The sequence below is a fragment of the Agrobacterium sp. FDAARGOS_525 genome (assembly GCF_003938925.1).
Taxonomy (GTDB): domain Bacteria; phylum Pseudomonadota; class Alphaproteobacteria; order Rhizobiales; family Rhizobiaceae; genus Agrobacterium; species Agrobacterium pusense.
This window is the reverse complement of the sequence record NZ_RKIU01000004.1, coordinates 184,655-209,465: the sequence shown is the minus strand read 5'-3', so window position 1 is coordinate 209,465 and position 24,811 is coordinate 184,655. Positions and strand designations below refer to the sequence as shown.

Sequence of the window (24,811 nt, the reverse complement as noted above, 5' to 3'; positions counted from 1 at the left end):
TTTAGAATATACAATTGGAAATTATGGAACCCGCCTGTTAGTCATCATCATGACAGAAAGAGGCTGTAGCTGTGAAAGGCCGTCAGTGTCGTTGCGGTTGGCAGTAACCCGTTGCGAACGCTGATTCATACCGCTGCCCGTGTCGAACTTATTTTGTTTAATTGCTAAACCCATCGGAGGGCGAAATGGACGCAACTTCAAAACCGGCTGGCAAATGTCCCGTCATGCACGGAGGCAATACGGCTTCCGGCAAATCGGTGACCGACTGGTGGCCGAACGCGCTGAACCTCGATATTCTTCATCAGCACGACACCAAGACCAATCCGCTTGGCACCTCCTTCAACTATCGCGAAGCGCTGAAGACGCTTGATGTCGAGGCCCTCAAGGCCGATCTTCGGGCCCTGATGACCGATAGCCAGGACTGGTGGCCGGCCGACTGGGGCAGCTATGTGGGTATGATGGCCCGTGTCACCTGGCATGCCGCCGGCTCTTATCGCGTAACGGACGGCCGCGGCGGCGCCAACACCGGCAACCAGCGTTTTGCACCGCTGAACTCCTGGCCTGACAACGTCAACACCGACAAGGGTCGCCGCCTGCTGTGGCCAATCAAGAAGAAATACGGCAACAAGATTTCCTGGGCAGACCTGATCGCGCTCGCCGGCACCATTGCCTACGACGTTGCGGGCCTGAAGACCTTCGGCTTCGCTTTCGGCCGTGAAGACATATGGGCTCCGGAAAAGGACACCTATTGGGGTGATGAAAAGGAATGGCTGGCGCCGAGCGACGGTCGTTACGGCGACGTGACGAAGCCGGAAACGCTGGAAAACCCGCTTGCCGCCGTGCAGATGGGTCTCATTTACGTCAATCCGGAAGGCGTGAACGGCAAATCCGATCCGCTGGCGACGGCGGCGCAGATGCGCGAGACCTTCGCGCGCATGGGCATGAACGACGAGGAAACCGTGGCGCTCACCGCCGGCGGCCACACGATCGGCAAGTCGCACGGCAATGGCAGCGCGGCCAATCTCAGCCCCGATCCGGAAGCCGCAGGCCCGGAATATCAGGGCCTTGGCTGGATCAACACCAAGGGCCGCGGCATCGGTCGTGATACCGTCGTCTCGGGTATCGAAGGCGCGTGGACGAGCCATCCGACCAAGTGGGACAACGGCTTCTTCGACATGCTGTTCAAGCATGAGTGGACGTTGACGCACAGCCCCGCCGGTGCATCGCAATGGGCGCCGATCACCATCGCCGAAGAAGACAAGCCTGTTGACGTCGAGGATGCCTCGATCCGCACCATCCCGATGATGACCGATGCGGACATGGCACTGAAGGTCGATCCGATCTACCGTGAGATTTCGCTGAAGTTCAAGGATGATCAGGATCATTTCTCCGAAGTCTTCGCCCGCGCCTGGTTCAAGCTGACGCACCGTGACATGGGGCCGAAATCCCGTTATTTCGGACCGGATGTTCCCGCAGAAGACCTGATCTGGCAGGACCCGGTGCCTGAAGGCTCGACGAGCTACAATGTGGCTGCCGTACAGGCCAAGATCGCCGCTTCGGGCCTTCCGGTCGCAGATCTGGTTGCCACCGCCTGGGACAGCGCCCGCACCTTCCGCGGTTCGGACAAGCGCGGCGGCGCCAATGGCGCACGTATCCGCCTTGCTCCGCAGAAGGACTGGGAAGGCAACGAGCCCGCCCGTCTTTCCCATGTGCTTTCGGTTCTCGAGCCGATTGCCCGTGAAACCGGTGCGAGCATCGCGGATGTCATCGTTCTGGCCGGCAATTACGGCGTGGAACAGGCCGCGAAAGCGGCCGGCTTCGATATCGCCGTGCCGTTTGCACCGGGCCGCGGCGACGCTTCCGCCGAGCAGACGGATGCCGACAGCTTCGCTCCGCTCGAGCCGCTGGCGGATGGTTTCCGCAACTGGATCAAGAAGGACTATGTTGTCAGCCCCGAAGAACTGCTGCTGGACCGCGCCCAGCTTCTCGGCCTGACTGCGCCGGAACTGACAGTACTTATCGGCGGTCTGCGCGTCATTGGCGCCAATTACGGCGGTGCGACACATGGCGTGTTCACTGACAAGCCCGGCGCCCTGACGACCGACTTCTTCACGACGCTGACGGATATGGCCTATTCCTGGGTCCCGACCGGCAACAATCTCTATGAGATTCGTGATCGCAGGACTGGCGTGGCACGATATACCGCCACTCGTGTCGATCTCGTGATCGGCTCGAACTCGATCCTGCGTGCCTATGCGGAAGTCTACGCACAGGACGACAACAGGGAAAAATTCGTCCGCGACTTCATCGCCGCCTGGACGAAGGTGATGAACGCCGACCGTTTCGATCTTCTGTAACGAGCCTGTTTGCCATTAAAAAGCGCCTCCCTGAGAGATCGGGGAGGCGCTTTTGTTTTCGGCTTCTCGTAGATCGGCTTGGCGCTCTCACACGCGTTGCGCAAATGTGCTGGACGCGGCGGCGGCTCACCGACGGTCGGAAGACGGTACCGGACGCTCCGGGGATGATTTCTCCGCCCCTTGCGACGGGGTTCTACCGCTCTTTTCATTCTCGTGGGCATCCGGTCCGGCGACGATGACGCCGCGGCCCTGTTCCTCGCGCTTCTTCTCTGCGAAGTCGCCGGGTTCCTTGTTGCGGTCCATGAATAATCTCCCTCGTTTGGTTCCTGTCAGGAATTCAACGGTCGTCCCGGGCAGAGGTTCCAGCCTTTTCGCGGGGGAGAATGTTTCTATTCATAATGATCTTTGCTATTAACATGAATAGATAAGTCATGTTATGGCGGCGTGCTGGGTGATCGCCACGATTGCACTGTGCCACGTTTATTTCCACGCCTCGGCCTCGGCTCGACAACCGGACGGTAACTGCATTGGGTTTCTGGCATTCCATGACCTGGTACACGGAAGGGATCAGCGTCACCGCGCCGGTCAAGTGGCGCCAGTTCGACGGGCTGGTCAGCGCTTTCTGGGAGGCGGAGAGCCAAGTGGGGGCGAAGGGGTATTATCTCGCCGCCGATCCACGCATCATGATTTTCTTCAACGACGTCTCGTCGCGGATCCGCATATCAAATCGCGACGGCGAGCTTTCGCAGCATTCGCGGCCGATGACGCGGGCGGTTTACGTGCCGGCAGGCGTGCCCATGTGGACGGGCAGCAGCGCCACGCATCGTTTTTCCCATCTCAACCTGCATATCCACAAGGACCGCCTTCTCCGCTTCCTGTCCCCGGCAGTCGGCGGTTCGGCGGCCATGACCGCGTTACGCCGTCCGGTCGAGATACAGGATATCGGCGGGGTGGAAACCCTGGCGGGCCTGCTGGTGGATGAACTGGCCGAGCCGCAGAAACATTCGCTTTATGCCGAAAGCCTCGTCGGCAGTATTGTTGCCGGCTTGCTGGATATTCCCGGACCAACGCCCGAGCAGGCCAATGGCAGGCTGACGCAGGCGCAGATGAACCGGTTACTCGCCCGCGTGGAAAAGCGCGGTGATGACCGCATGACGGTCGCCGAGATGGCCGATATTGTCGGGCTATCGGAAAGCTGGTTCGCCACGGTGTTTCGCCAGACAACCGGCAAAACACCTCTGCAATGGCAACTTGAGCGGCGTATCGATGCCGCACAGAAACTTCTGCTGGAAGGCGATCTGACGGTGGCCGATGTTGCTGCCCAGCTCGGTTTTTCCGATCAGGCTCATCTCACCAAGGCGTTCCGTCAGTCCGTGGGTAACACGCCTGCTGCCTGGCGACGTCTGCACAGGCTGCTTTGAAAAGGCGGGATTTGCGTCCTGATGCGTAGGCCGTGGTGGGCGACCGCCTGTTTGAATCTCGGCAAGCCAGAGCATGACATCGTGCATCAGGAAATATCCACAATATATTGAAATATGGTGGATATCTTACATCACCATGTCTTGCGCAGGGTAACCGAAAACGCCCTGCCCGGATTGTAGAAGTCTGCTCCAAACCCGCCATAAGAAACGTGTTTTTCGTTGAAAAGGTTGGAGACATTGACATCCAGCGAGGCGGTTTCCTGGATCTTGTAGCTGAATGCCGCATCCACGGTCACACTGCTTCCGGTTTCGACCTTGTTGGCATTGTCGAAGTAATAGGCGCCGGTATAGCGGCCGCCGAGACCGAACGTCATGTCACCGAAATGGTCGTTGCCCGCAAGCGTATAGTTGACCCATAGTGAGGCCTGATGTTCGGGCACAAACTGCGGCCTGTTGCCGACATTGCCGCCAGTGCCGTTTTCGGCGATTTCCGCATCGAGATAGGAATAGGCTGCCGTCAGGCTGAGACTGTCTGTGACCTCAGCCTTGGCCTCGAGGTCAAGACCACGCACACGCACCTCGCCGATCGTTGTGGGCAGGCTGGTGATCGGGCTTGTGACGGTGATGTTGTTCTTTTTCAGATCGTAGATCGAGGCAGTGAAGAGAGCCGGGAAAGCGTCCGGCCGGTACTTCACGCCGAGTTCGATCTGTTCGCCGCGCTCCGGCTCGACGGTGAGACCGGACGCGGGCACTACCGATTCAGCATAGCTGATATAGGGCGCGATCTCGTTGGTTATCTTGTAGGACACACCAATGCGCTTCGTGAGTTCGCTGATGTCGCCGCTCGCCGTCGTGCGGTTCAGCCGGTTTGTCTGGTCGGTGTCGATCCAGTCGTTTCTAAGGCCGGCGCTGATGGTGAGCCTGTCGAAGAAGGTCAGGTCCTGCTGCAGATAGAGCGCTCTTGTCTTCTGGTCCGTCAGGGAGTCCGCATAGAGCGGCACGGAAGAGGGCGCGCCGGTATAGATCGGGTTCATCCAGTCGATGCTCGGTGCAGCGCCAAAGTAGCTTTTGCTGCCGGAGGTGTAGTCATTATAGAAAACACCGACCAGGCTGCGGCTTTCTACGTTGTCGAACCGCGTGTCATATTGCAGGCGCGTGTCGATCAGGAAGTTTTCGGTCTCGGTGTCGTTGCCGAAATAGGAACGATTGGCGATGGTCGAACCGTTGGTCGGCGTCGACGATATATAGGCATAACCGAAGTCCGTATTCGCCTTGCTGTAGCGGGCGTTGGAACTCAGCGTCAGGCCGGATCCGAAATCGTGATCGAACATCACGCTCAGCGAGTTGCGGTTCGTGCCGCGATAGTTGTAGTCGGGTTCTCCGAAGAAGCGGCTCCGGTCGAAATGCGAGCCGACGGGATGGCCGCCGCCACCGGGAACGCCATCCTTGTTAAGGTGGTCGTAAACGACAGTCAGGCTGGTGGCGTCGGTCGGACGCCAGGTAAGACCGCCCATGAAGAATTTCTCGTCGTCGCGGGAATAGTCATATTCCGCATCGGCGTTGCGAAGCTTGCCGGTCAGACGATAGGACAGAGTGTCGTCCCCGGTGATGTTGTCGCCGAAATCGAAGCCGGTCTCGGCGCGGCCATAAGAACCGCCGGTCACATAGGCTTCGCCGAAGCGCGCATGTTTCGGCACTTTTGTGGAGTAATTTACCGAACCGCCGGGGTCCGAAACGCCGAAGGTGGTAGAATTGCCGCCCTTTATGACTTCGACGCGCTCATAGGCATAGGTTTCTTCGCGCAGCGCGCCGAAGGGGCGGCCGAGCGTCAAGCCGTCGCGGTACATGTAAGCGTCGAAACCGCGAATCTTGAAATAGTCGAAACGGTCGTCGGAGCCGTAAAAATCCGTGGTGACGCCGGCGGTATATTGCAGTGCTTCTTCCACCGTCTGCACGCCGCGCTGCTGCATTTCCTTGGCGGTAATGACAGAGACAGAGGCAGGTGTGTCGAGAATATCGGTCGCCATCTTGCTGCCGCTCGTCGTGCGGGTGGCGACGATCGATTTCTGATCATTGTCACCGCTGTCGATGGTGATGGTCTCCAGAACCGTGCTGCCGCCCGTGTTGGCAGCCTCCTGCGCCACGAGAAGGCCGGGCATGGATGCGGCAAGCGCCGTGCAGGTCAGCAGGGCCGCTTTCCCGTGGAGACGTCGCGCGGTTTTGCGGTTTCTGCCTTGGATTTCGATATTCATTGGTAGGTTCCAGAAATTAATGCCCCGATCGCCGTTTTCACGGACCACTCTCGATGCGCCCAATAACTTGAGAAAGTTTGTCCGGTATTGTAAATTTTTTCGGTTTTGTACAAAACCCCGGAAATTTCACCGCTGTTGCGGCAGCATTTCCTCCCCGGACTTGACGGGGGCAATTGAAGCTGAGAATTCAAGTCCACTTTTGAACTTTGAAAGCCTCGCTCATGCCCCGCCTGTTTTGTGGTCTTCTACCGGTCTTCGTGTTTTTTCTGTCCGTGATCGCACAGAATACAGCTGTGGCGGAGGAGACGGCACCCTATCCCGTCACCATCAAACATGCGTTCGGCACGACGACGATTGCGAAGAAGCCCGAGCGGGTCGCTACCGTCGCCTGGGCCAACCATGAGGTGCCGCTGGCGCTCGGCATCGTGCCCGTCGGCTTTGCCGCCGCCAACTTCGGCGATGATGACGGTGACGGGCTGCTGCCCTGGGTGGCGAAGCGGCTATCTGAGCTCGACGCGCCAAAGCCTGTGCTGTTCGACGAGGGTGACGGCATCGATTTCGAGGCTGTGGCGGCAACGCAGCCGGATGTCATCCTCGCGGCCTATTCCGGCCTTAGCCAGTCCGACTACGACACGCTCAGCCAGATCGCGCCGGTGGTCGCTTATCCTGTTTCGCCATGGGCGACGGACTGGCGCGACATGATCCGGCTGAATAGCGCCGGTCTTGGAATGGCCGCAGAAGGGGAGGCGCTCATCAGGCGCATCGAGGGTGAAATAGCCGAGGTCGTTGCCGGCCACCCGCAACTGAAGGGCAAGTCGGCCATGTTTGTCACCCATCTCGACGCCACAAATCTCAGCGTCGTCAATTTCTATACGGCCAATGATACCAGAGTGAAGTTCTTCAAAGATCTTGGCCTTGCGTCCCCCAAAAGCGTCGCGGAGGCAACGAGGCCTGGGCAATTCGCTGCCAGTATCAGCGCCGAGCGCGTCGATGCCTTCGACGATGTCGATATCATCGTGACCTATGGTAGCGAGCCGCTGCTGAATGCCATGCGCGCTGATCCGCTTCTCGCCCGGACGCCTGCCGTCTCAAACGATGCTGTCGTTATGCTGGGGCGCGATCCGCTCGGCACGGCTTCTAATCCAACGCCTCTGTCGATTTCATGGGTGTTGAAGGACTATGCCGATCTTCTGGCAAGGGCCGCGGGCAAGTCCGGGAAATCACAGTGACAATGTCCGGATCCGGCAAAGCGGCTGCCGTGCTTTTGGCCGGGCGCTCGAACCGCGTGCGGATGGCGTGGCTTGGCGCGGTGCTGGCGCTTCTCGGGCTGCTATGTGCGTTGTCGGTTGCCATCGGCACGCGTGAGGTCTCATTTGCGGATATTCTTGGTGGGGTGAGTGGCCGTGTCGAAACGGTTGCAGAAGCGGCGGTTGCTGTGCGCCTGCCGCGCACCGTGCTTGCGCTTATAGCGGGTGCCGCGCTGGGGCTGGCCGGCGCGATCATGCAGGGGGTCACACGCAATCCGCTTGCTGATCCCGGTATTCTCGGCGTGAACATGGGGGCGTCGCTTGCCGTTGTCATCGGCATCGTCTGGTTCGGCATCGCCTCGGCTCAGGCCTTCATCGTCACGGCAATTGCCGGGGCGGGGGCATCCGCGATCTTCGTTTATGTTGTCGGTTCGCTCGGGCGAGGCGGGGCCACGCCGCTGAAACTCGCACTTGCGGGTGCCGCCACCTCCGTCGCCTTCTCGTCGCTCGTCATCGCCGTGGTGTTGCCGCGCAGCGATATCGCCGGCGGCGTCCGCGCCTGGCAGATCGGTGGTGTCGGCGGGGCGACCTTCGAACGTATCGAGACCGTATTGCCCTTTCTGGCTGCCGGTTTCGTCATAAGCCTGCTTTCGGCGCGGAAGTTGAATTCACTGGCGCTTGGCGACGAGCTGGCCGCCGGCCTTGGAGAAAACGTTGCCGTCGCCAGAGCCATGGCATCCTTCGGCGCCATTCTTCTGTGCGGCGCTGCCACCGCCATTTGCGGCCCGATCGGTTTTGTCGGTCTGGTGGTGCCTCACCTCTGCCGCTCGCTGGTCGGGGTGGACAATCGCTGGCTCCTTCCGTTTTCTGCACTTGGAGGCGCCTGCCTGCTGCTGGCCGCCGATATTGTCGGCCGCATCGTCGCGCGGCCCTCCGAACTCGATGTCGGTATCGTCACGGCGCTGGTCGGCGCGCCCTTTTTCATCTGGATCGTCAGACGGCAGAGGGTGCGTGAGCTGTGAGCATGTTTCCCTCAGTCGTCGAAACGCTGGGTTTCAACCGCCATCGTCGGCAGGGCCGGCGCCGTCTCGTCATCTTTTGCCTGCTGACGCTTCTCGTCGCGGCTTTTGCGCTCACGCTGACGCTCGGCCAATCATTCACCCCGCCCGGTCAGGTGATCCGCGTGCTGCTCGGCGAGGACATCGCCGGCGTCAGCTTCACCGTCGGACAATTGCGCCTGCCACGCGCGCTGCTGTCGGTGCTGGCGGGGCTGAGCTTCGGCCTTGGCGGCGTCGCCTTTCAGATCATGCTACGCAACCCGCTCGCCAGCCCCGACATTATCGGCATCAGCTCCGGCGCCAGCGCCGCCGCCGTCTTTGCCATCGTCGTATTGCAGATGAACGGACCGCTGGTTTCGGTTGTCGCCGTCGTCGCCGGCCTTGGCATCGCCCTACTGGTCTATCTCCTCTCCTTCCGCAACGGCGTGGCCGGAACGCGTCTGATCCTTGTCGGCATCGGTGTTTCTGCCATGCTGGAAAGCATCATCGCTTATATTCTCTCCGTCGCGCCGGCCTGGACACTGCAGGAGGCGATGCGCTGGCTGACCGGCAGTGTCAATGGCGCCAAACTTGCCCAGACACTGCCGCTTGCCATCGCGCTGGTTTTCTTCGGCGGCCTGCTTCTCAGCCGTGCACGGGATCTCGAGACGCTCAGGCTCGGTGATGATGCCGCCGCGGCACTCGGCGTTCGGGTCGGGGCAACACGCATCGTCGTCATCGTCGCAGCCGTTGGTATGATCGCCTTTGCTACGGCCGTCTCGGGGCCGATCGCCTTCGTTGCGTTCCTGTCCGGACCAATTGCAGCGCGTATCGTTGGCAGCAATGGATCGCTGCTCCTTCCCGCCGCACTGGTCGGGGCGGCGCTGGTGCTGGCGGGTGACTATTGCGGCCAGTTCCTGCTGCCCGGCCGTTACCCGGTCGGCGTCGTCACCGGTGCGCTCGGTGCACCCTATCTGATTTATCTGATCGTGCGGGTCAACCGCAGCGGAGGCTCGTTATGACCGGCCACTCTCTTTCCGTAAGCGGCCTCTCGGCCGGCTATGGCGACAGCCTCATCATAGAAGAGCTGAACCTCACCGTCCCGCGCGGGAAGATCACGGTTATCGTCGGCGCGAATGCCTGCGGCAAGTCCACTCTGCTACGCAGCATGTCGCGGCTCATCACACCGCGCGCCGGTCAGGTCCTGCTTGACGGCAAGTCGATCCATCGTCTGCCTTCCCGGGAACTGGCTCAGCGGATGGGTCTCCTGCCGCAATCGCCGATAGCGCCTGTAGGTATCGTGGTTGCGGATCTCGTCAGCCGTGGACGACATCCGCATCACGGCCTGTTCGCACGCTGGACACGTGAGGATGACGAAGCGGTTGCCGCAGCACTCGTCGCCACCGACACGGTCGAGCTTGCCGAACGGCCGGTGGATGAATTATCGGGCGGTCAGCGGCAACGCGTGTGGATCGCCATGGCGCTTGCCCAGCAGACCGACATATTGCTCTTGGATGAGCCGACCACCTTCCTCGATATCAGCCATCAGGTCGAGGTGCTGGACCTTCTCCCAGACCTCAACCAGTCGCGTGAGACCACCATCGTCATGGTCTTGCACGATCTCAATCTCGCAGCCCGTTATGCCGATCATCTCGTCGCCATGAGCGACGGAAAGCTGCATGTCTTCGGCACGCCGGAAGACGTGTTGACGGAAGAAAATGTCCGCCACGTTTTTGGTATTGAAAGCCGTGTCATCACGGACCCGACGTCGGGCAAGCCGATGATGCTGCCTATCGGGCGGCATCGGACCGTGCAGGGGAAATAATAACGTATCTCTTTGAGATACGGTTTCGTTGACTTCTGCGCGTATCTATTTATGATACGAACATCAAGAGGCAGGCGATGATCCGTTCTTTCAAAAACAAGCTGACTGCTTCGATTGACGACGGATCTGTGAAGAAGGGATTTCCCTCCGATATGCTACGCCGCGCCCAGCAACTGCTCACGGTCCTGGATGCGGCGACTACGGTTGAAGACCTTCGGTCACCGCCCGGTAATCGTTTGGAAAAGCTTTCCGGCGACCGTGAGGGACAATATTCGATCCGGATCAACAAGCAGTGGCGCATCTGCTTCGTCTGGACGCAAGCAGGACCGGAAAACGTGGAAATAACCGACTATCACTAGTCGGTTATTCTCGTGGAAAGGCTCATGACAAATCGGCCAAGGAGGGCCAGCGAGCATGACAATCAGTAAATCGCCTCCGATCCATCCGGGCGAAATCCTGCGGGAACTCTATCTTGAGCCGCTGGGGATGTCGGCATACGCGCTCGCAAGGCACCTCAATGTTCCGCGCACCCGCATAGAACGGATTGCGGGAGAGAAACTTGGTATCACCGCGGACACCGCCTTGCGTCTGGCAAAGTTTTTCAAGACCACCCCGGAATATTGGCTGAACTTGCAGAACGCTTTTGACATTAAGGCGGCTGCAACGAGGCTGGAAACGGACCTTGCGAATATCAAGGAATTGGAAGCCGCGTAGTTGTCAGCCTCCTGTCCCGTCACGGCCAGGCCGCATAGGATGGCGGCGGCATGTTCTGCTTCTGCCTTGCCGTTCTTCTGAAACGGCCGGGAGAGGTCCCCTCGTTGCGGGTGAAGAAGCGATTGAAGTAGCCGGGGTCCTGAAAACCCAATCGAAACGCGATTTCAGCGACTTGCAGCGAAGAGTTCAGAAGAAGGTCGCGCGCCTCTGACAGGAGTTCCCGGTGGATATAGGCCTGTGGCGAAAGCCCCGTGGCCTTGCGGACCGCGAATCCCAGTCGCTCGCGGGTAACGCCGAGATGGTGTGCATAATCTTCGACGGCCCATTGATCGTGCTTGTGCTGGCTCACCAGAAGGACGAAACGTTCGGTGAGGCCGCCCGGGGTGGAGACGGCGGCAGCAACATCGGCGATGGCGTGCTGACAGACCCGGACAAGGGTGACGCAGAGCAGGCTGGCGATGATCGTGTCGGAACCGGTCGCTGCGCGGACATTTTCGCTCGCGATTGTCTGGAGATAAGCCTCCAGTTCCTTTTGGTCCAGCTCTTCGGGCGTCTGTACCAGAATACGCTGCAGTATCGCGCGTACGGCGTTTGCGCTCGTGCCCGTCGGCATCGCGTGAGCCAGCCCGATTTCGGTGGTCGTCAACAGCGATCCGCGGCTTCCGGCGCTCAGTCTCACGCGGCCGGCCGGGCCTATGGGCAGCCAGATGAGCCCCGGCGAAGGGACATCCAGCCTCTTATCGCCCTGCGTGATCTCCGCTTCCCCGACAGAAAGCAAAAGCATGTGGGCGCTGTCTGCTTCCAGCCGGAATTCCGATACGCGCAGCGAGGAGGCGAAGGCACGTGCCGTGATCTCCACGCGATTGGCGGCAAACTGGCTGTGCAGCGGCATTCAACCTCCAAAAGTGCAATAATGTACTACACTAGTGCATTTTATATGCGACTGTCATTGCTAAACTTCGATCAGCGCGTGGGGAGTCTTGAGGAGAAGGGCTGCCCGATCGAGCGCTTTGGGAGGAACATCATGAACAATTTGAAGCGCAGAACGCTGTTCTGCCTGCTCTCCGGTGCTGCCCTGTCTGCAGTGTCTTTCAGTCATGCCACTGCGCAGGACCGCACTTCCGTAAAGATTGGCTATGCCGTGTCAAAAAGCGGCGCCAATGCTACCGGCGCGGGTATCACGACCATTCCGAACTACAAACTATGGGTGAAGGAGGTCAACGATGCCGGCGGCCTCACGCTGCCAGATGGCAAGCGCTTGCCAGTTGACGTGGTCGAATATGACGACCGTTCCTCGGCCGAGGACGCGGTGCGGTTCACCGAGCGGCTGGCCAGCCAGGACAAGGTGGATTTCATCCTGCCGCCCTGGGGCACGGGGTTTAATCTGGCGGTTGCGCCGCTCTATGACCGTTTCGGCTATCCGCAGCTCGCGGTCACCGGCGTCACCGACAAGGCGCCCGATTTCGCCGCGCGCTGGAAGAAGAGCTTCTGGATGCTGGGCGGGGGGCACGACTATGCCGTTGCACTGGCCGATGTTTTGAAAGCCGCCCGCGAAGCAGGCCAGATCAATGACAAGGTGGCCGTGATATCTGTCGCGGACGGTTTCGGCATCGATCTCATCAAGGCTGCGCGACCCGCGCTGAAGGAAGCAGGTTTTACGCTTGCTTATGACAAGACCTATCCGGTCGGCACCTCCGATTTTGCTGCGTTTGTGAACGAGGCCGCGGCAAGCGGTGCGGACAGTTTCATCGCCTTCTCCTACCCGCCGGACAGTTTCGCGGTAACGAAGCAGGCGCAGACTGCACGATATAATCCGAAGGTGTTCTACGTCGGTGTCGGCGGTGCTTTCCCGATTTTCCCGAAGGTTTCCGATGGCAAGCAGGAAGGTGTCATCAGCATCGGCGGCGTCGATGGCAGCAGCGACAGGATCGAGGATTATTTCAAGCGTCACGAAGCCTTCATCGGCACCAAGCCGGACAGCTGGGCAAGCGCCATCACCTATGCGAGCCTCGAAATGCTGGCCCAGTCAATCCAGCGCGTCGGGCTCGACAAGGCGGCGGTGGCAGGCGAGCTTTCGACGGGAAGCTTCGACACCGTTATCGGCCCGGTCAAACTTGAAGACAACCAGCTTCGTCAGCTGTGGTGGGCGGGGCAATGGCAGGGCGAGCGTTTTGTCGCGATTGCGCCCGCGGAACGTCCAGGTGCGGCCAAGCCCGTTGTCCCGAAGCCGCAATGGTAAGCCCTTTCCGGCCGGGGCCGTGAACCCGGCCGGAAGGCTTCGGCCATGTTCCAGACTGGAGACATTTCCTTGTTCTTATCCACCCTCATCTTCGGCTTGATGCTGGGAGGGACCTATGCGCTGATCGCGCTTGGACTTTCGCTGCAATATGGCATCGCCCGCATCATGAACCTCGCTTATGGCGAAGTGCTGATCGCGGCTGCCTTCATCACCTTCGTTCTGTTTTCCGGTTACGGGCTTTCGCCGCTCTGGTCGCTTTTCATCATCGTACCGCTCGGTTACGGCCTGTCTTTCGCGATCTACCGGGTCATGATGCGACCGCTGGTGCGCCGTTCAGGCGGCTCCGGCCGTCTGGAAGTCGCTTCCATTCTGGCAACCTTCGGACTGCTCTTCGTTATCCAGGGCATCATGCTCGTGGCGTTCGGCGGCAATTACCATTCCTATTCCTATCTCGCCGATGGAGTCGATATATTCGGCACGACGGTGGCAATGAACCGGCTTCTGTCTTTCGGCTTGTCCGTCCTGATTGGCGGTGGGCTTTATCTGGCGCTCACCCACAGCCGCTGGGGTCTTAACCTGCGGGCAGTGGCGCTGTCGCCCCGTTCCGCGCCGCTGGTCGGCATCGATGTGAACCGTGTGGCTTCCCTTGGCTTTGCTCTCGGTGGCGCACTCGCCGTGGCGGGCGGGGTGATGATCTCGATGTACCAGACCTTCTCCGCTTCCTATGGCGTGGTCTTCACCATGAAGGCGCTTGTCGTCGTCATCATGGGCGGTGTCGGCAATCTGCTCGGCGCGCTGGTCGCCGGGCTGCTGCTCGGTCTCGTGGAAACCTTTGTGCTGGTTTATGTCGATCCCGGCCTCACACTTGCCGCCACCTACCTGCTCTTTCTCATGGTCCTGCTTTGGCGTCCGGAAGGCATCTTCGCAAGGAGGGGCAAATGATTCCGCTTCTGATCGGCCTCGCCGCAGCCGCGCTGCTGGCGCTTTCCCCCTTCTTCTTCGATGCCTATGGTGTCGGCGTCATCATCGGCCTTCTCGGTTATGCCACGCTTGCTTCCGCCTGGGCCATGTTCTCCGGTCCGACCCGCTATATATCGCTCGCCACCGTCGCCTTTTTCGGTGTCGGGGCCTATACGGTCGCGGTGCTGAGCGAGGTCTTGCCCTGGCCGCTCGTCCTCCTGTGCTCCGCCCTTGTCGGCGCGGCGCTTGCCTTCGTCGTTGGGCTTTCCACGCTGCGCGTCGCCGGCATTTATTTCGTGATCTTTTCTTTCGGCCTCGCCGAACTCATCCGCCAGCTCATCACCTGGTATGAAGTGAATGTGACCGGAACGCTCGGGCGCTATATCTTCCTGCCGCTGGAGCCGCAGCATGTCCTCTGGCAATTGCTGGTGCTGGCCGCCGTTACTCTTGTCCTGTCGACTCTCATCGACCGCAGCAAGCTCGGCCTGGCGCTGAAGGCAATCGGCGATGATGAGGTGGTGGCCGCCCACGCAGGAATTAATCTTGCCCGCACCAAGTTGGCGCTCTTCGTGCTGTCCGCCACCATCATCACGCTTGTTGGCGCCATCCAGGCCCCGCGCTGGGTCTATATCGAGCCGGCCATCGTCTTCAATCCTCAGGTTTCCTTCCTCACCGTGATCATGGCCCTGCTTGGCGGAGCGACGCGCCGCTGGGGACCCATCCTCGGTGCTGTGCCGCTGTTCCTGCTGTTCGAATGGCTGGGCGCCAATTTCCCCAACCATTTTTCCATCATTCTCGGCGCTCTCTTCATCCTCATCGTCTTTGTGTTGCCGGATGGCGTGCTGGCGGCGCTGGAGAAGTTGCGCAAAAAGGAGAAGATGGCATGAGCACGGTTCTCGAAATTGCTGATATCCGCAAGACCTTCGGCGGGCTGAAGGCAGTGGACGGTCTGGGCCTGACTATCAAGGCTGGCGAGGTCGTGGGGCTGCTCGGGCCGAACGGTTCCGGAAAGACGACGCTGATGAACCTGATTTCGGGCGCGCTGAAGCCGACGGAGGGATCAATCCGGCTGGAAGGGCAGGAGATTGCCGGCCGGCGGCCGGATGCGATTGCGCGCGCCGGCGTGGCGCGCACCTTCCAGCTCGTGCGGCTTTTGCCTTCGCTCTCCCTGCTGGACAATGTCGCGGTTTCGGCCATGTTCGGGCCGCAGCGGTTGTCCCGCCCAGCGGCGGAGAAGGTCGCGCGCACCTGTCTGCAAAGAATAGGGCTCGCGGGGCGGGAAGTCATGCCGGCCGGCGATCTCACCTATATCGATCAGAAGCGCCTCGAACTGGCGCGTGCGCTTGCGGGCGAACCGAAGCTTCTGCTTCTTGACGAATGGCTCGCAGGCCTCAACCCCACGGAGCTGCAAGAGGGGATCGCGCTGATCCGGCGGCTGGCATCGGAAGGGACGACCATCCTGCTGGTGGAACATATCATGGCGGCCGTGCGCGCCCTTTGCCCGCGCTCCGTGGTCATGGCGGCCGGCCGCAAGATCGCCGACGGGCCGACGGCAGCGGTGCTTGATGATCCGCAGGTTATCTCCGCATATCTGGGAGCGGCACATGCTTGAAATAGATGCATTGACAATCCGCTACGGCAAACATCTCGCGGTTGACGGCATATCGCTCAATGTTGCGAAGGGCGAAACCGTGGTGCTGCTTGGCGCCAATGGCGCCGGCAAGTCGTCGCTGCTGAAAGCTGTCGGCGGCATGGTTGTGCCGGCATCCGGGGAAGTGCGCGTCGACGGTGCGTCGCTTGCCGCTGTTCCTCCTCATCGGATCGTGGACTGCGGCGTGGCGCTGGTGCCAGAAGGGCGCGGAATTTTCGCGGCGCTGACAGTGGAGGAAAATCTCCGCCTCGGCGCCAATCCTCGCCATGCCCGTTCCGCAGAAAAAGTGACGCGGGAGCATATTTTCTCGCTGTTTCCGCGTCTCGCCGAACGCCGGCAGCAGCTTGCCGGCACCATGTCCGGCGGCGAACAGCAGATGGTCGCCATCGGGCGGGCGCTGATGTCGGCACCGGATTATCTCTTGCTGGACGAGCCGAGTCTGGGTCTTGCGCCCATCGTCACGCAGGAACTTTTTGCCGCCCTGGCCGAGATCAAGAAGAGCGGCCTTTCCCTTCTGCTCGTGGAGCAGAATGTGCGCGAAAGCCTGGCGCTGGCCGACCGGGGTTATTTGCTGGAAGCGGGGCGTATCGTCGGGACAGGTTCAGCTGAAGCCCTCTCCGCCGATGCCGCCGTGCAACGGGCGTTTCTCGGCGGCACCACCGCCGCCATTGTCTGAATTCAGGAGGAAGACCATGCAGACTGTCAATCTTTTCATCGGTGGCGACCATTGCCCGGCCGCGAACGGAAAGCGCTTCGAGCGTCACAATCCGATCACCGGCGACGTTGCGACCAGCGCGGCGGCGGCAACGGTGGAGGACGCTACCCGTGCGGCCGATGCTGCCGCGGCCGCCTTTCCCGTCTGGTCGGCCACATCGCCCGGCGAGCGCCGCCGCCTGCTGCTGGCGGCGGCTCAGGCGCTGCTCGCCGCCGGGCCTGACATTACCCAGGCGATGAAGGAAGAAATCGGCGCGACCGATGCCTGGGCTGGTTTCAATGTGAAGCTCGCAAGCGATATGCTGGTGGAGGCCGCAAGCCTGACCACCCAGATCAAGGGCGAGATCATTCCTTCCAACCGGCCGGGAACGACGGCGATGGCACTGCGCCAGCCGGCGGGCGTGGTATTGTCCATCGCCCCTTGGAATGCGCCCGTCATTCTCGGCGTACGTTCCATCGCCACGCCGCTGGCTTGCGGCAATACGGTGGTGATGAAAACCTCGGAACTTTGCCCGCGCACCCATGCGCTGATCATCGAGGCGGTCTCATCGGCAGGTCTGCCGAAGGGCGTGCTCAACGCCGTCTCCAATGCGCCGGAGGATGCAGCAAAGATCGTCGATACGCTGATTGCGCACTCCGCTGTCAGACGCGTCAACTTTACCGGGTCAACCCGCGTTGGCCGCGTGATTGCCGAAACGGCCGGCCGTTACCTGAAGCCAGCGCTGCTGGAACTCGGCGGCAAGGCGCCGTTCATCGTGCTTGATGATGCCGATATCGACGCCGCTGTCGCGGCGGCCGCCTTCGGCGCCTACATGAACCAGGGCCAGATCTGCATGTCGACGGAGCGCATCATCGTGCTCGACAGCGTTGCCGATACATTCGTGCAGGCCTTCGCCAAAAAAGCGTCCAACCTCACGGCCGGGGACCCACGCGAGGGAAAGACACCGCTAGGCTCACTGGTCAGCGCCGAAGCGACGTCACGCATAAGGGCGCTGGTGGACGACGCCGTGTCCAAAGGCGCAAAGCTGGTCGCGGGTGGCGGCGGCACCGGCACCATGCTCGATGCGATCGCCATCGATGGCGTCACTCCCGCCATGCGGCTTTATTCCGAGGAAAGTTTCGGTCCGGTCGTTTCCATCATCAGGGCCGGCAGCGTCGATGAGGCGGTAAGCATCGCCAATGAAACAGAGTTTGGTCTTTCCGCCGCGATTTTCGGCAGGGACCAGGCGCGGGCGCTTGCCATTGCCGCGCGGATCGAAAGCGGCATATGCCACATCAACGGGCCGACTGTTCACGATGAGGCGCAGATGCCTTTCGGCGGGGTCAAGGCCTCCGGTTACGGCCGCTTCGGCGGCACGGCGGGCATTGCGGAATTCACCGAATTACGCTGGGTCACGCTGCAGGACGGGCCGCTGCATTATCCGATCTGAACCGGACGCCGGGGGCGGCTGCGGCGGCCTCACCGCCGCTCGTCAATCAGCCAGCCGGTGAGTTTTCTCACCGCGCTGTCGCTGCTTTTCGGCCGCATCAACCAGTAGCCGCGCCCCGGTGCATCGAGGCTAGGGCCTGCCGTGACCAGTACGCCAGCCTCGAGCAGTGGATCGACGAGCCCGGCCCAGCCGAGCGCAAAGCCCTGTTCTCCGATGGTCGCCTGAACCACCATGGTGTAATTGTTGAAGCTGATGTCGCCGCCGTCGTTTTCGGGGCCTCTCTGAACGCCGAAATGCTTGAAATAGGAAGGCCAGTCGAACCAGTGCGCTGATGAGGTATTTTCGAGGTGGATGAGTTTCCGCCGCGAAAAATCAGCAACGCCTGCGGGCGCCGGCGTTGCTGCCAGAAACGCAGGTGAACAGACCGGCGTGACTTTTTCCGAAAGCAGCAGTACGGCCCCGTCACCCGCCTCCTGCCGGGTGCCGAAAATGATCATCACGTCGCTGTCATGCTTGCCCTGACCCAACGGGTCCTGCGTGGCGACGATCTGGATGTTGATGTCAGGGTTGAGCGCTCGAAATCCGTGCATCCGCGGAATGAGCCACAATGACGAAAAGGCATAGTCCGTATGCAGGCGGATGGTCTGGCGTTCCTCCGTCCGCCGAAGCTGCTGCGCGAGCAGATCAATGGCATCGACATTGCGGGAGACGATCTCGAACAGCCTTTGTCCCTCTGCCGTCAGATCGATGCCGCGATGTTTGCGGCGGATGAGCGCCACCCCAAGCTCCTCTTCGAGCCTGCGCATCTGATAGCTGACGGCAGGCTGGGTGAGCCGCAGGGAGCCCGCCGCCGCCGTCAGGCTGCCCTGGCGGGCAACCTCGGTAAAGATGCGCATCCATCCGAGATCGAGCGGCCGGTCTGACATTAAATTTCCTTATATCACTTATCGAAAAATACCCGCTTCACAGGCAAAAACAATGTGGTGTTCAATAAACTGGACTAATACAAGGGGAGCCGCAATGAAAACCGTTTCTCATCTGCACCGCATCGCCGCCGGCCTGTTCCTGTCCGTGGCGGCCTTCTCCACCCCGCTTCAGGCGGCCGATGACGCGTCCTGCAAGCTCGTACGTCTAAGCGATCCCGGCTGGACGGATATTACCGCAACCAATGGCGTCGCCTCGGTACTGCTCGATGCATTGGGTTATGAAGCCGACGTCAAGACGCTTTCCGTGCCCATTGGCTATCAGGCGATGAAGAACGGCGAAATCGACGTTTTCCTCGGGAACTGGATGCCGGCGCAGAAATCCTTCGTAGATGACCTCAATTCGGCGAAAGCTGCCGAGGTCTTGACGAAGAATCTCGAGGGCGCCAAGTTCACGCTGGCGGTGCCGTCCTACATGGCGGAGAAGGGCGTGAAGGATTTCGCCGATCTCGCCAAACATGCCGATGAATTCGAGAGCAAGATTTACGGCATCGAGCCCGGCGCACCCGCCAACCAGAATATCCAGAAGATCATAGACGCCAATGATTTCGGCCTTAAAGGCTGGCAGCTCGTCGAATCGGGTGAGCAGGCCATGCTGGCGCAGGTGGAACGGGCGGGCCGGGATAAGAAGGCCGTGGTCTTCCTTGCCTGGGCGCCGCATCCGATGAACGAGAAGATCGATATCGCCTATCTCTCCGGCGGTGACGCCTATTTCGGCCCGAATTTCGGCGGCGCAGAGGTTTATACGCTTGCCCGCACCGGCTGGCCGGAAAAATGCCCCAACGCGGCGGCGCTCTTCAAAAACCTGAAGTTCGATATCGGCATGGAAAATACCCTCATGGGTTCGATTCTCGGCGGAGAGGATTCCAAAGCCGCGGCAGCGGCCTGGGTGAAGGCCAACCCCAAAGCGCTGGATGGCTGGCTTCAGGGCGTTACCACGCTGGATGGAAAACCGGGTGCGGATGCCGTTAAGGGCAAGCTTGGTCTCTGAGCCGGAAAGTGGAAATGCCGCGTTCCAATATCCTCATTCTGATGGTCGACCAGTTCAACGGGACGTTGTTTCCCGATGGACCGGCCGATTTTCTCCATGCACCGCATCTGAAAGCCTTGGCGGAGCGGTCTGTACGCTTCGCCAATACCTATACGGCCAGCCCGCTTTGTGCGCCGGCCCGCGCCTCCCTAATGTCCGGGCAATTGCCAAGCCGGACGCGGGTTTACGACAATGCCGCCGAGTTCGCCTCCGACATTCCGACCTATGCGCACCATCTGCGGGCAGCCGGTTATTACACCGGTCTCTCAGGCAAGATGCATTTCGTCGGGCCTGACCAGCTGCACGGCTTCGAAGAGCGTCTGACGACCGACATCTATCCCGCGGATTTTGGCTGGACGCCCGATTATACCAAGCCGGGCGAGCGGATCGACTGGTGGTATCACAATCTGGGTTCGGTGACGGGTGCAGGGGTTGCCGAAATCACCAACCAGATGGAGTATGACGACGAGGTAGCCTACCACGCCACTCGCAAGCTCTATGACCTGTCTCGTCGGCTCGATGACCGGCCGTGGTGTCTGACCGTCAGCTTCACCCATCCGCACGATCCCTATGTGGCGCGGCGGAAATTCTGGGATCTCTATGAGGATTGCCCGGCGCTCGATCCGCAGTCGGAGGCCATTGCTTTCGATCAGCAGGACCCGCATTCGAAACGGTTGCTGGAAGCCTGTGACCACAATGCCTTCGATATTTCGCCGGAGCAGATACGCCGGGCACGCCGCGGTTACTTCGCCAACGTCTCCTATATCGACGAGAAGATCGGCGAAATCCTTGGCGTCCTGAAGGCGACGCGGATGGAGCAGGACACCATCGTCCTCTTCCTTTCAGACCATGGCGATATGTTGGGTGAGCGCGGCCTGTGGTTCAAGATGTGCTTCTTCGAGGGCTCGGCCCGTGTACCGCTGATGATCGCCGCGCCAGGCTGGCAGCCGGCATTGATCGATACGCCGGCCTCGACACTGGATGTGACGCCGACGCTGTGCGGTCTGGCAGGGCTTGATATCACCTCGCTTAAACGCTGGACGGATGGCGAGGATCTGGCGCCGTTGGCTGCTGGCACCGGCGGGCGCGGCCCGGTGCCGATGGAATATGCGGCCGAAGGCTCGATCTCGCCGCTCGTCGCCATCAGGGACGGTCGATACAAATTGTCCGTCTGTGAGGCCGATCCGCCGCTGCTTTACGATCTGGACGCCGATCCCGAAGAGCGCACCAATCTCGCCGGCGATCCCGCTTTCAGCGACGTGCTCTCGTCGCTTTCCGCGGAAATTGGCCGGCGGTGGCAGTTGCCGGTGTTCGACGCCGCCGTTCGCGAAAGTCAGGCGCGGCGCTGGGTGGTCTACAAGGCGCTGCGCAACGGCGCCTATTACCCGTGGGACTACCAACCCTTGCAGAAGGCTTCGGAACGCTACATGCGTAACCACATGGACCTCAACGTTCTGGAAGAAAACCAGCGTTTTCCGCGCGGCGAGTGAGGTGGGCAAGGTGCCTCAAGCGGTGGTCGACACCCTCGGTGCGCCGCCCGCCGCCTGCACGGCAAGACTGCCCGCGGCAACCCCGGCTGTGAGGCATTGCTGTTCGTCCCTGCCTTGAAGCCAGGCATCAAGAAAACCGGCATTAAAGGCGTCGCCGGCTCCGGTCGTATCGACGACGGGTACTTCCTGGGCTGCCAGATGCTGCAAGCCCCTTCGACAAGATATCCACGCGCCCTGCGCACCGCCTTTCAGCGCCACGACGGGAAAGGCCTCTGACAGGGCGTGGATGGCTCGTTCCGGGTCAGAATGCCCCGTGATTGCTTCCGCCTCTTCGAGATTGGGCAAAAACACGTCGACACCGGCACAGGCCTTCAGCAGCCCCTTGTCGTAAATCAGCGAAGCATCCCAGCTTGGATCGAGCGATACTGACAATCCGCTTGCCTTGGCGCGTGAAACCAGATCAGGCATCTCATGCAGCGTGGCGAATTCGGCGATGTGCAGATGCCGGGCGTTATCCCACGCGAAGGCGGCATCGAGCGTCGAGGGACGGGCGGCACCGGCGCGGCGCGTCAAAAATGCCCGGTCCTGGCCAACCACTGTCGCCACCGTCACCTGCGGTCCGGCATCTGCTGCATGTTCCAGAAACCGCAGGTCAACGCCGCTTTGCGCCATTTTCTCACCGATGTCGCGCGAAAACGTATCGGTGCCGAGCCTTGCGAGCAGAGCAACCGGGCGTCCGACATGGGCGAAATGGGCGGCGGCAATGAAGGCTCCGCCGCCGGGGGCGATTTCCATGTCTCGGGCAAACAGTTCCCGGCCGAGCACTGGCAGTTCATTAAGACCGGTGAAAATGAGGTCACAATAGATCCGGCCGATGCTGATGACGGCAGTTTTTTCCGTTGTCATCATGCGCGGCCCAGAAGCTTTTCCGTCTTGGCGTCGAAAAGATAAAGCGAACCTCGCGCCGCCTGGCATTGCAGCCTGCCGCCGACGGCCGGAATGGTTTTGCTTCTCGCCGTGGCGATTACCGAACTGGTGTCGGTGTCCAGATGAACAAGCGTCTCCGGCCCGAGCGGCTCGACTGCCGTTACCGTTCCTTCCAGGGTAAACGTCCCCTGAGCGGACCCAGACTCGCCAACAAGCAGATCATGCGGCCGGACGCCGATCAGAAGCTCACCCGTGGCGGACGGCGCGACGCTGTCGCCGGCTCTGGTTCCGCGCAGCAGGTTCATCGAGGGGCTGCCGATGAAGCGTGCGGTAAAGATGTCGACGGGTGTTTCATAAAGTTCCGTTGGCGTGCCGACCTGCAGGATGTGGCCGTCCTTCATGACGACGATCCTGTCGGCCATGGTCATGGCTTCCACCTGATCGTGGGTGACATAAACGGTTGTCGTCTTAAGACGCTGATGCAAGCGCTTGATTTCAATACGCATCTGTGCGCGCAGCTGGGCGTCTAGATTAGACAGTGGCTCATCGAACAGGAAGGCGGCGGGATCGCGCACCATGGCGCGGCCGATGGCGACACGCTGCCGCTGGCCGCCTGACAGGGCCGCCGGCCGCCGGTCGAGCAGGGCCTCCAGACCGAGCACCCGGCCGGCCTCCTCGATGCGGCGGTTCTTTTCCTCGCGGTCAAGCTTCGAGGTGTAGAGGCCAAAGCCGATGTTCTGGCGAACCGTCATGTGCGGATAGATCGCATAGTTCTGGAAGACCATCGCGATATTGCGCTGTTTCGGTTCCTTCTCATTGACGATGTCGCCGCCGATCTTCAGCGCTCCGTCGGAGATTTCTTCCAGCCCGGCGATCATTCTGAGGGTGGTGGATTTGCCGCAGCCGGACGGGCCGACAAAAACGACGAATTCGCCGTCTTCAATGGCAAGATCGATGCCCTTGACCGCCTCGACCTTGCCGTAGCGCTTCACGAGTTTATTGAGTTCGATTGTCGCCATCATCGGGCTCCCGTCAGGGCGGTGAATTTCTCTGTGAGTTCCGCGGCCTTTGCCGCTTCGTGATCGGCGGATCGCCGTGCTTCGGCCTCGAATGCAGCAAGCGTGTTGCGATAGGTGGCAATCGCCTCCCGCATCGGCTCGGGCGCAGGGCCGCCGAAACGGCTGCGTACGGCAACGAAGTGCTCGGGCGAGACGATCTGCATGAATTTTTCCTCATCGATCCCGGTTTGCCGCCCTGTCAGCTCATGGAACGCCTTGAGGAACGGCTGGTAACCGTCGTTCGGCAGATCGCCTTTCAGCGCGACGACGCTCTTGGCAACAGTCGCGGCAATCTCATGGGCCTGGCGGAAAGACAGGTCTTCGATGCGGACAAGCGAATCCGCCAGTTCCGTGATGGTGATACACGACCGGCGGATGTTCTGGTCGACCCTTTCGGGATCGATGCTGATCTGGCCAACGAGGCTGGCAAGAAGATCGAGAACCCGGCCCGCAGAGGCGAAGGCCTCATAACCCATGCCCTGCGTTTCGCCCTCACTGTCATTCATGTCGGTGAACGGCGTATTATGCATCACATCCAGCACCGTGCGCGCCCGCCCGAATGTCTGGCTGGCGAGGTGGCGCAGATGTTCAATCGGCACCGGGTTTCGCTTCTGCGGCATGATCGAGGAAATCTGCACCAGCGCATTCGGCACGTAGATCTGGCCAACCTCGAAACTCGTCCAGAACTGGAAATCCTGGATGAGCCGTCCGAGATGCAGGAACATCAGCTCGATCGCGCCATAGGTCGCGGTCGTGTAATCCACGGCGGCGATGCAGGAATAGGAATTGCGTAAGGGTGCAGCAAAACCCAGCAATTCGGCGACCCGCGCCCGATCGATGGGAAAGCCCGAGGTGGTGATGGCGGCAGCGCCCATCGGCGAAAGATCGACGATGCGGCGCGCCTCTGCAAAACGTTCGATATCCCGGATCAGCACCTCGATCGCGGCGGAAAGGTAGTGGCCGAAGGTGGTGGGCTGGGCCGGCTGCCCATGGGTGTAAGCCACGATCAGCGTGGCTTGATTGCGTTCGGCGGCATCGATCAGCGCTTTCAGCAGGACACGCGCCTTGACCGTGAGCGTGTCGATCTTTTCCTTGAGGCCGATCTTGAATAGAGTGTGATCGATATCGTTGCGCGAACGGGCCGTATGCAGGCGGCCGGCGACATCGACGCCGATGCGGGCTTTCAGCTCTTTTTCGATCAGGAAGAAGAAATCCTCGACTTCGCCGGTATAAACAAGCTCCGCGGGTTCGATGGTTTTGTCGATGTCTTCGAGTGCGCCGGCGATCTTGGCCGCCGTCTCGGCATCGAGAATGCCGGTCTCGCGCAGCATGACAAGGTGGGCGCGGTCTATGCGGCGGAACCCATCTACGTGGTGGTTCTTGGCGCCGTCGAAAAGCGGGCGCAGCACGGTTTCCTTGTAGACAGGGTCGGGAAACTTGCTGGTATCCGACTGGCGCGGGTTGATATCGGCCATG

The 24,811-nt window shown here is 60.8% G+C and carries 23 protein-coding genes; 16 read left to right on the top strand and 7 right to left on the bottom strand.

Annotation, left to right across the window (positions count from 1 at the left end; all coding sequences use genetic code 11):
• Nucleotides 1-185: 185 nt before the first annotated feature.
• Complete coding sequence (gene katG, locus EGT36_RS17500) at nt 186-2,357, top strand: catalase/peroxidase HPI (RefSeq protein ID WP_125270705.1); 2,172 nt, start codon at nt 186-188, stop codon at nt 2,355-2,357.
• 126 nt (nt 2,358-2,483) lie between these two features.
• Here katG and EGT36_RS17495 read toward each other — a convergent pair whose 3' ends face one another.
• Nucleotides 2,484-2,660 (bottom strand): hypothetical protein, encoded by a 177-nt coding sequence (locus EGT36_RS17495; protein WP_004444725.1) that lies wholly within the window; start codon nt 2,658-2,660, stop codon nt 2,484-2,486.
• A gap of 224 nt (nt 2,661-2,884) precedes the next feature.
• Here EGT36_RS17495 and EGT36_RS17490 point away from each other — a divergent pair, with 224 nt between their 5' ends.
• Nucleotides 2,885-3,778, top strand: coding sequence for a helix-turn-helix domain-containing protein (locus tag EGT36_RS17490; protein ID WP_210211233.1), 894 nt, complete (start codon nt 2,885-2,887; stop codon nt 3,776-3,778).
• A 131-nt stretch (nt 3,779-3,909) separates the two neighbouring features.
• On the opposite strand, the gene EGT36_RS17485 is transcribed toward EGT36_RS17490, so the two are convergent.
• Entirely contained in the window at nt 3,910-6,030 is a 2,121-nt protein-coding gene (locus tag EGT36_RS17485; protein ID WP_125270703.1) for a TonB-dependent siderophore receptor, read from the bottom strand.
• A 221-nt stretch (nt 6,031-6,251) separates the two neighbouring features.
• Between EGT36_RS17485 and EGT36_RS17480 the strand changes: the two genes are divergently transcribed.
• The 6 genes from EGT36_RS17480 to EGT36_RS17455 all read left to right on the top strand — a co-directional run bounded on the left by EGT36_RS17480 (nt 6,252) and on the right by EGT36_RS17455 (nt 10,853).
• A complete protein-coding gene (locus tag EGT36_RS17480) occupies nt 6,252-7,259 on the top strand; it encodes an iron-siderophore ABC transporter substrate-binding protein (protein WP_125270702.1) in 1,008 nt (335 codons plus the stop codon).
• Nucleotides 7,260-7,261: 2 nt separating this feature from the next.
• Nucleotides 7,262-8,299 carry a FecCD family ABC transporter permease gene (locus EGT36_RS17475; RefSeq protein WP_438860900.1) on the top strand — a complete coding sequence of 346 codons (1,038 nt, stop codon included), beginning with the start codon at nt 7,262-7,264 and terminating at the stop codon, nt 8,297-8,299.
• Nucleotides 8,300-8,301: 2 nt separating this feature from the next.
• The gene (locus EGT36_RS17470) at nt 8,302-9,336 is read left to right on the top strand and encodes a FecCD family ABC transporter permease (RefSeq protein WP_125270700.1); all 1,035 of its coding nucleotides are present in this window, start codon (nt 8,302-8,304) and stop codon (nt 9,334-9,336) included.
• Nucleotides 9,333-10,139, top strand: a complete 807-nt coding sequence (locus EGT36_RS17465; protein ID WP_125270699.1) for an ABC transporter ATP-binding protein — start codon at nt 9,333-9,335, stop codon at nt 10,137-10,139. The genes EGT36_RS17470 and EGT36_RS17465 overlap by 4 nt, the downstream gene beginning before the upstream one ends.
• Before the next feature lie 77 nt (nt 10,140-10,216).
• Complete coding sequence (locus EGT36_RS17460; protein WP_045533913.1) at nt 10,217-10,498, top strand: type II toxin-antitoxin system RelE/ParE family toxin; 282 nt, start codon at nt 10,217-10,219, stop codon at nt 10,496-10,498.
• 55 nt (nt 10,499-10,553) lie between these two features.
• Nucleotides 10,554-10,853, top strand: coding sequence for a HigA family addiction module antitoxin (locus tag EGT36_RS17455; protein ID WP_112766393.1), 300 nt, complete (start codon nt 10,554-10,556; stop codon nt 10,851-10,853).
• A gap of 19 nt (nt 10,854-10,872) precedes the next feature.
• On the opposite strand, the gene EGT36_RS17450 is transcribed toward EGT36_RS17455, so the two are convergent.
• Nucleotides 10,873-11,745, bottom strand: a complete 873-nt coding sequence (locus tag EGT36_RS17450) for a helix-turn-helix transcriptional regulator (protein WP_125270698.1) — start codon at nt 11,743-11,745, stop codon at nt 10,873-10,875.
• Between the two features lie 132 nt (nt 11,746-11,877).
• On the opposite strand from EGT36_RS17450, the gene EGT36_RS17445 reads away from it, so the two are divergent.
• The 6 genes from EGT36_RS17445 to EGT36_RS17420 all read left to right on the top strand — a co-directional run bounded on the left by EGT36_RS17445 (nt 11,878) and on the right by EGT36_RS17420 (nt 17,847).
• Nucleotides 11,878-13,092 carry an amino acid ABC transporter substrate-binding protein gene (locus EGT36_RS17445; protein ID WP_125270697.1) on the top strand — a complete coding sequence of 405 codons (1,215 nt, stop codon included), beginning with the start codon at nt 11,878-11,880 and terminating at the stop codon, nt 13,090-13,092.
• 69 nt (nt 13,093-13,161) lie between these two features.
• Nucleotides 13,162-14,034, top strand: a complete 873-nt coding sequence (locus tag EGT36_RS17440) for a branched-chain amino acid ABC transporter permease (RefSeq protein ID WP_125270696.1) — start codon at nt 13,162-13,164, stop codon at nt 14,032-14,034.
• The gene (locus EGT36_RS17435; RefSeq protein WP_125270695.1) at nt 14,031-14,939 is read left to right on the top strand and encodes a branched-chain amino acid ABC transporter permease; all 909 of its coding nucleotides are present in this window, start codon (nt 14,031-14,033) and stop codon (nt 14,937-14,939) included. The genes EGT36_RS17440 and EGT36_RS17435 overlap by 4 nt, the downstream gene beginning before the upstream one ends.
• Nucleotides 14,936-15,664 (top strand): ABC transporter ATP-binding protein, encoded by a 729-nt coding sequence (locus tag EGT36_RS17430; RefSeq protein ID WP_125270694.1) that lies wholly within the window; start codon nt 14,936-14,938, stop codon nt 15,662-15,664. Before EGT36_RS17435 ends, EGT36_RS17430 begins: the two co-directional genes overlap by 4 nt.
• A complete protein-coding gene (locus EGT36_RS17425) occupies nt 15,657-16,379 on the top strand; it encodes an ABC transporter ATP-binding protein (protein ID WP_125270693.1) in 723 nt (240 codons plus the stop codon). Before EGT36_RS17430 ends, EGT36_RS17425 begins: the two co-directional genes overlap by 8 nt.
• Before the next feature lie 16 nt (nt 16,380-16,395).
• Complete coding sequence (locus EGT36_RS17420; RefSeq protein ID WP_125270692.1) at nt 16,396-17,847, top strand: aldehyde dehydrogenase; 1,452 nt, start codon at nt 16,396-16,398, stop codon at nt 17,845-17,847.
• A 29-nt stretch (nt 17,848-17,876) separates the two neighbouring features.
• On the opposite strand, the gene EGT36_RS17415 is transcribed toward EGT36_RS17420, so the two are convergent.
• Nucleotides 17,877-18,773: a choline sulfate utilization transcriptional regulator gene (locus EGT36_RS17415; protein WP_004444701.1), complete on the bottom strand. Its 897-nt coding sequence runs from the start codon at nt 18,771-18,773 to the stop codon at nt 17,877-17,879.
• A 94-nt stretch (nt 18,774-18,867) separates the two neighbouring features.
• Here EGT36_RS17415 and choX point away from each other — a divergent pair, with 94 nt between their 5' ends.
• On the top strand, nt 18,868-19,821 hold the full coding sequence (gene choX, locus EGT36_RS17410; RefSeq protein WP_080823145.1) for a choline ABC transporter substrate-binding protein: 954 nt from the start codon (nt 18,868-18,870) through the stop codon (nt 19,819-19,821).
• Nucleotides 19,822-19,835: 14 nt separating this feature from the next.
• On the top strand, nt 19,836-21,350 hold the full coding sequence (gene betC / locus EGT36_RS17405; protein WP_125270691.1) for a choline-sulfatase: 1,515 nt from the start codon (nt 19,836-19,838) through the stop codon (nt 21,348-21,350).
• A 15-nt stretch (nt 21,351-21,365) separates the two neighbouring features.
• On the opposite strand, the gene EGT36_RS17400 is transcribed toward betC, so the two are convergent.
• The 3 genes from EGT36_RS17400 to argH are packed head-to-tail and all read right to left on the bottom strand — an operon-like array spanning nt 21,366 to nt 24,810.
• Nucleotides 21,366-22,259, bottom strand: a complete 894-nt coding sequence (locus EGT36_RS17400) for a carbohydrate kinase family protein (RefSeq protein ID WP_037092563.1) — start codon at nt 22,257-22,259, stop codon at nt 21,366-21,368.
• Entirely contained in the window at nt 22,256-23,296 is a 1,041-nt protein-coding gene (locus EGT36_RS17395; protein WP_006697291.1) for an ABC transporter ATP-binding protein, read from the bottom strand. Before EGT36_RS17395 ends, EGT36_RS17400 begins: the two co-directional genes overlap by 4 nt.
• The gene (argH, locus tag EGT36_RS17390; protein ID WP_125270690.1) at nt 23,296-24,810 is read right to left on the bottom strand and encodes an argininosuccinate lyase; all 1,515 of its coding nucleotides are present in this window, start codon (nt 24,808-24,810) and stop codon (nt 23,296-23,298) included. The genes EGT36_RS17395 and argH overlap by 1 nt, the downstream gene beginning before the upstream one ends.
• Nucleotide 24,811: the final 1 nt, after the last annotated feature.

Bases quoted from the DNA above. Each gene is read 5' to 3' on its own strand.
- katG (WP_125270705.1), top strand. From the start codon at position 186: ATGGACGCAACTTCAAAACCGGCTGGCAAATGTCCCGTCATGCACGGA.
- EGT36_RS17495 (WP_004444725.1), bottom strand. From the start codon at position 2,660: ATGGACCGCAACAAGGAACCCGGCGACTTCGCAGAGAAGAAGCGCGAG.
- EGT36_RS17485 (WP_125270703.1), bottom strand. From the start codon at position 6,030: ATGAATATCGAAATCCAAGGCAGAAACCGCAAAACCGCGCGACGTCTC.
- EGT36_RS17480 (WP_125270702.1), top strand. From the start codon at position 6,252: ATGCCCCGCCTGTTTTGTGGTCTTCTACCGGTCTTCGTGTTTTTTCTG.
- EGT36_RS17475 (WP_438860900.1), top strand. From the start codon at position 7,262: ATGTCCGGATCCGGCAAAGCGGCTGCCGTGCTTTTGGCCGGGCGCTCG.
- EGT36_RS17470 (WP_125270700.1), top strand. From the start codon at position 8,302: ATGTTTCCCTCAGTCGTCGAAACGCTGGGTTTCAACCGCCATCGTCGG.
- EGT36_RS17465 (WP_125270699.1), top strand. From the start codon at position 9,333: ATGACCGGCCACTCTCTTTCCGTAAGCGGCCTCTCGGCCGGCTATGGC.
- EGT36_RS17460 (WP_045533913.1), top strand. From the start codon at position 10,217: ATGATCCGTTCTTTCAAAAACAAGCTGACTGCTTCGATTGACGACGGA.
- EGT36_RS17455 (WP_112766393.1), top strand. From the start codon at position 10,554: ATGACAATCAGTAAATCGCCTCCGATCCATCCGGGCGAAATCCTGCGG.
- EGT36_RS17450 (WP_125270698.1), bottom strand. From the start codon at position 11,745: ATGCCGCTGCACAGCCAGTTTGCCGCCAATCGCGTGGAGATCACGGCA.
- EGT36_RS17445 (WP_125270697.1), top strand. From the start codon at position 11,878: ATGAACAATTTGAAGCGCAGAACGCTGTTCTGCCTGCTCTCCGGTGCT.
- EGT36_RS17435 (WP_125270695.1), top strand. From the start codon at position 14,031: ATGATTCCGCTTCTGATCGGCCTCGCCGCAGCCGCGCTGCTGGCGCTT.
- EGT36_RS17430 (WP_125270694.1), top strand. From the start codon at position 14,936: ATGAGCACGGTTCTCGAAATTGCTGATATCCGCAAGACCTTCGGCGGG.
- EGT36_RS17425 (WP_125270693.1), top strand. From the start codon at position 15,657: ATGCTTGAAATAGATGCATTGACAATCCGCTACGGCAAACATCTCGCG.
- EGT36_RS17420 (WP_125270692.1), top strand. From the start codon at position 16,396: ATGCAGACTGTCAATCTTTTCATCGGTGGCGACCATTGCCCGGCCGCG.
- EGT36_RS17415 (WP_004444701.1), bottom strand. From the start codon at position 18,773: ATGTCAGACCGGCCGCTCGATCTCGGATGGATGCGCATCTTTACCGAG.
- choX (WP_080823145.1), top strand. From the start codon at position 18,868: ATGAAAACCGTTTCTCATCTGCACCGCATCGCCGCCGGCCTGTTCCTG.
- betC (WP_125270691.1), top strand. From the start codon at position 19,836: ATGCCGCGTTCCAATATCCTCATTCTGATGGTCGACCAGTTCAACGGG.
- EGT36_RS17400 (WP_037092563.1), bottom strand. From the start codon at position 22,259: ATGATGACAACGGAAAAAACTGCCGTCATCAGCATCGGCCGGATCTAT.
- EGT36_RS17395 (WP_006697291.1), bottom strand. From the start codon at position 23,296: ATGGCGACAATCGAACTCAATAAACTCGTGAAGCGCTACGGCAAGGTC.
- argH (WP_125270690.1), bottom strand. From the start codon at position 24,810: ATGGCCGATATCAACCCGCGCCAGTCGGATACCAGCAAGTTTCCCGAC.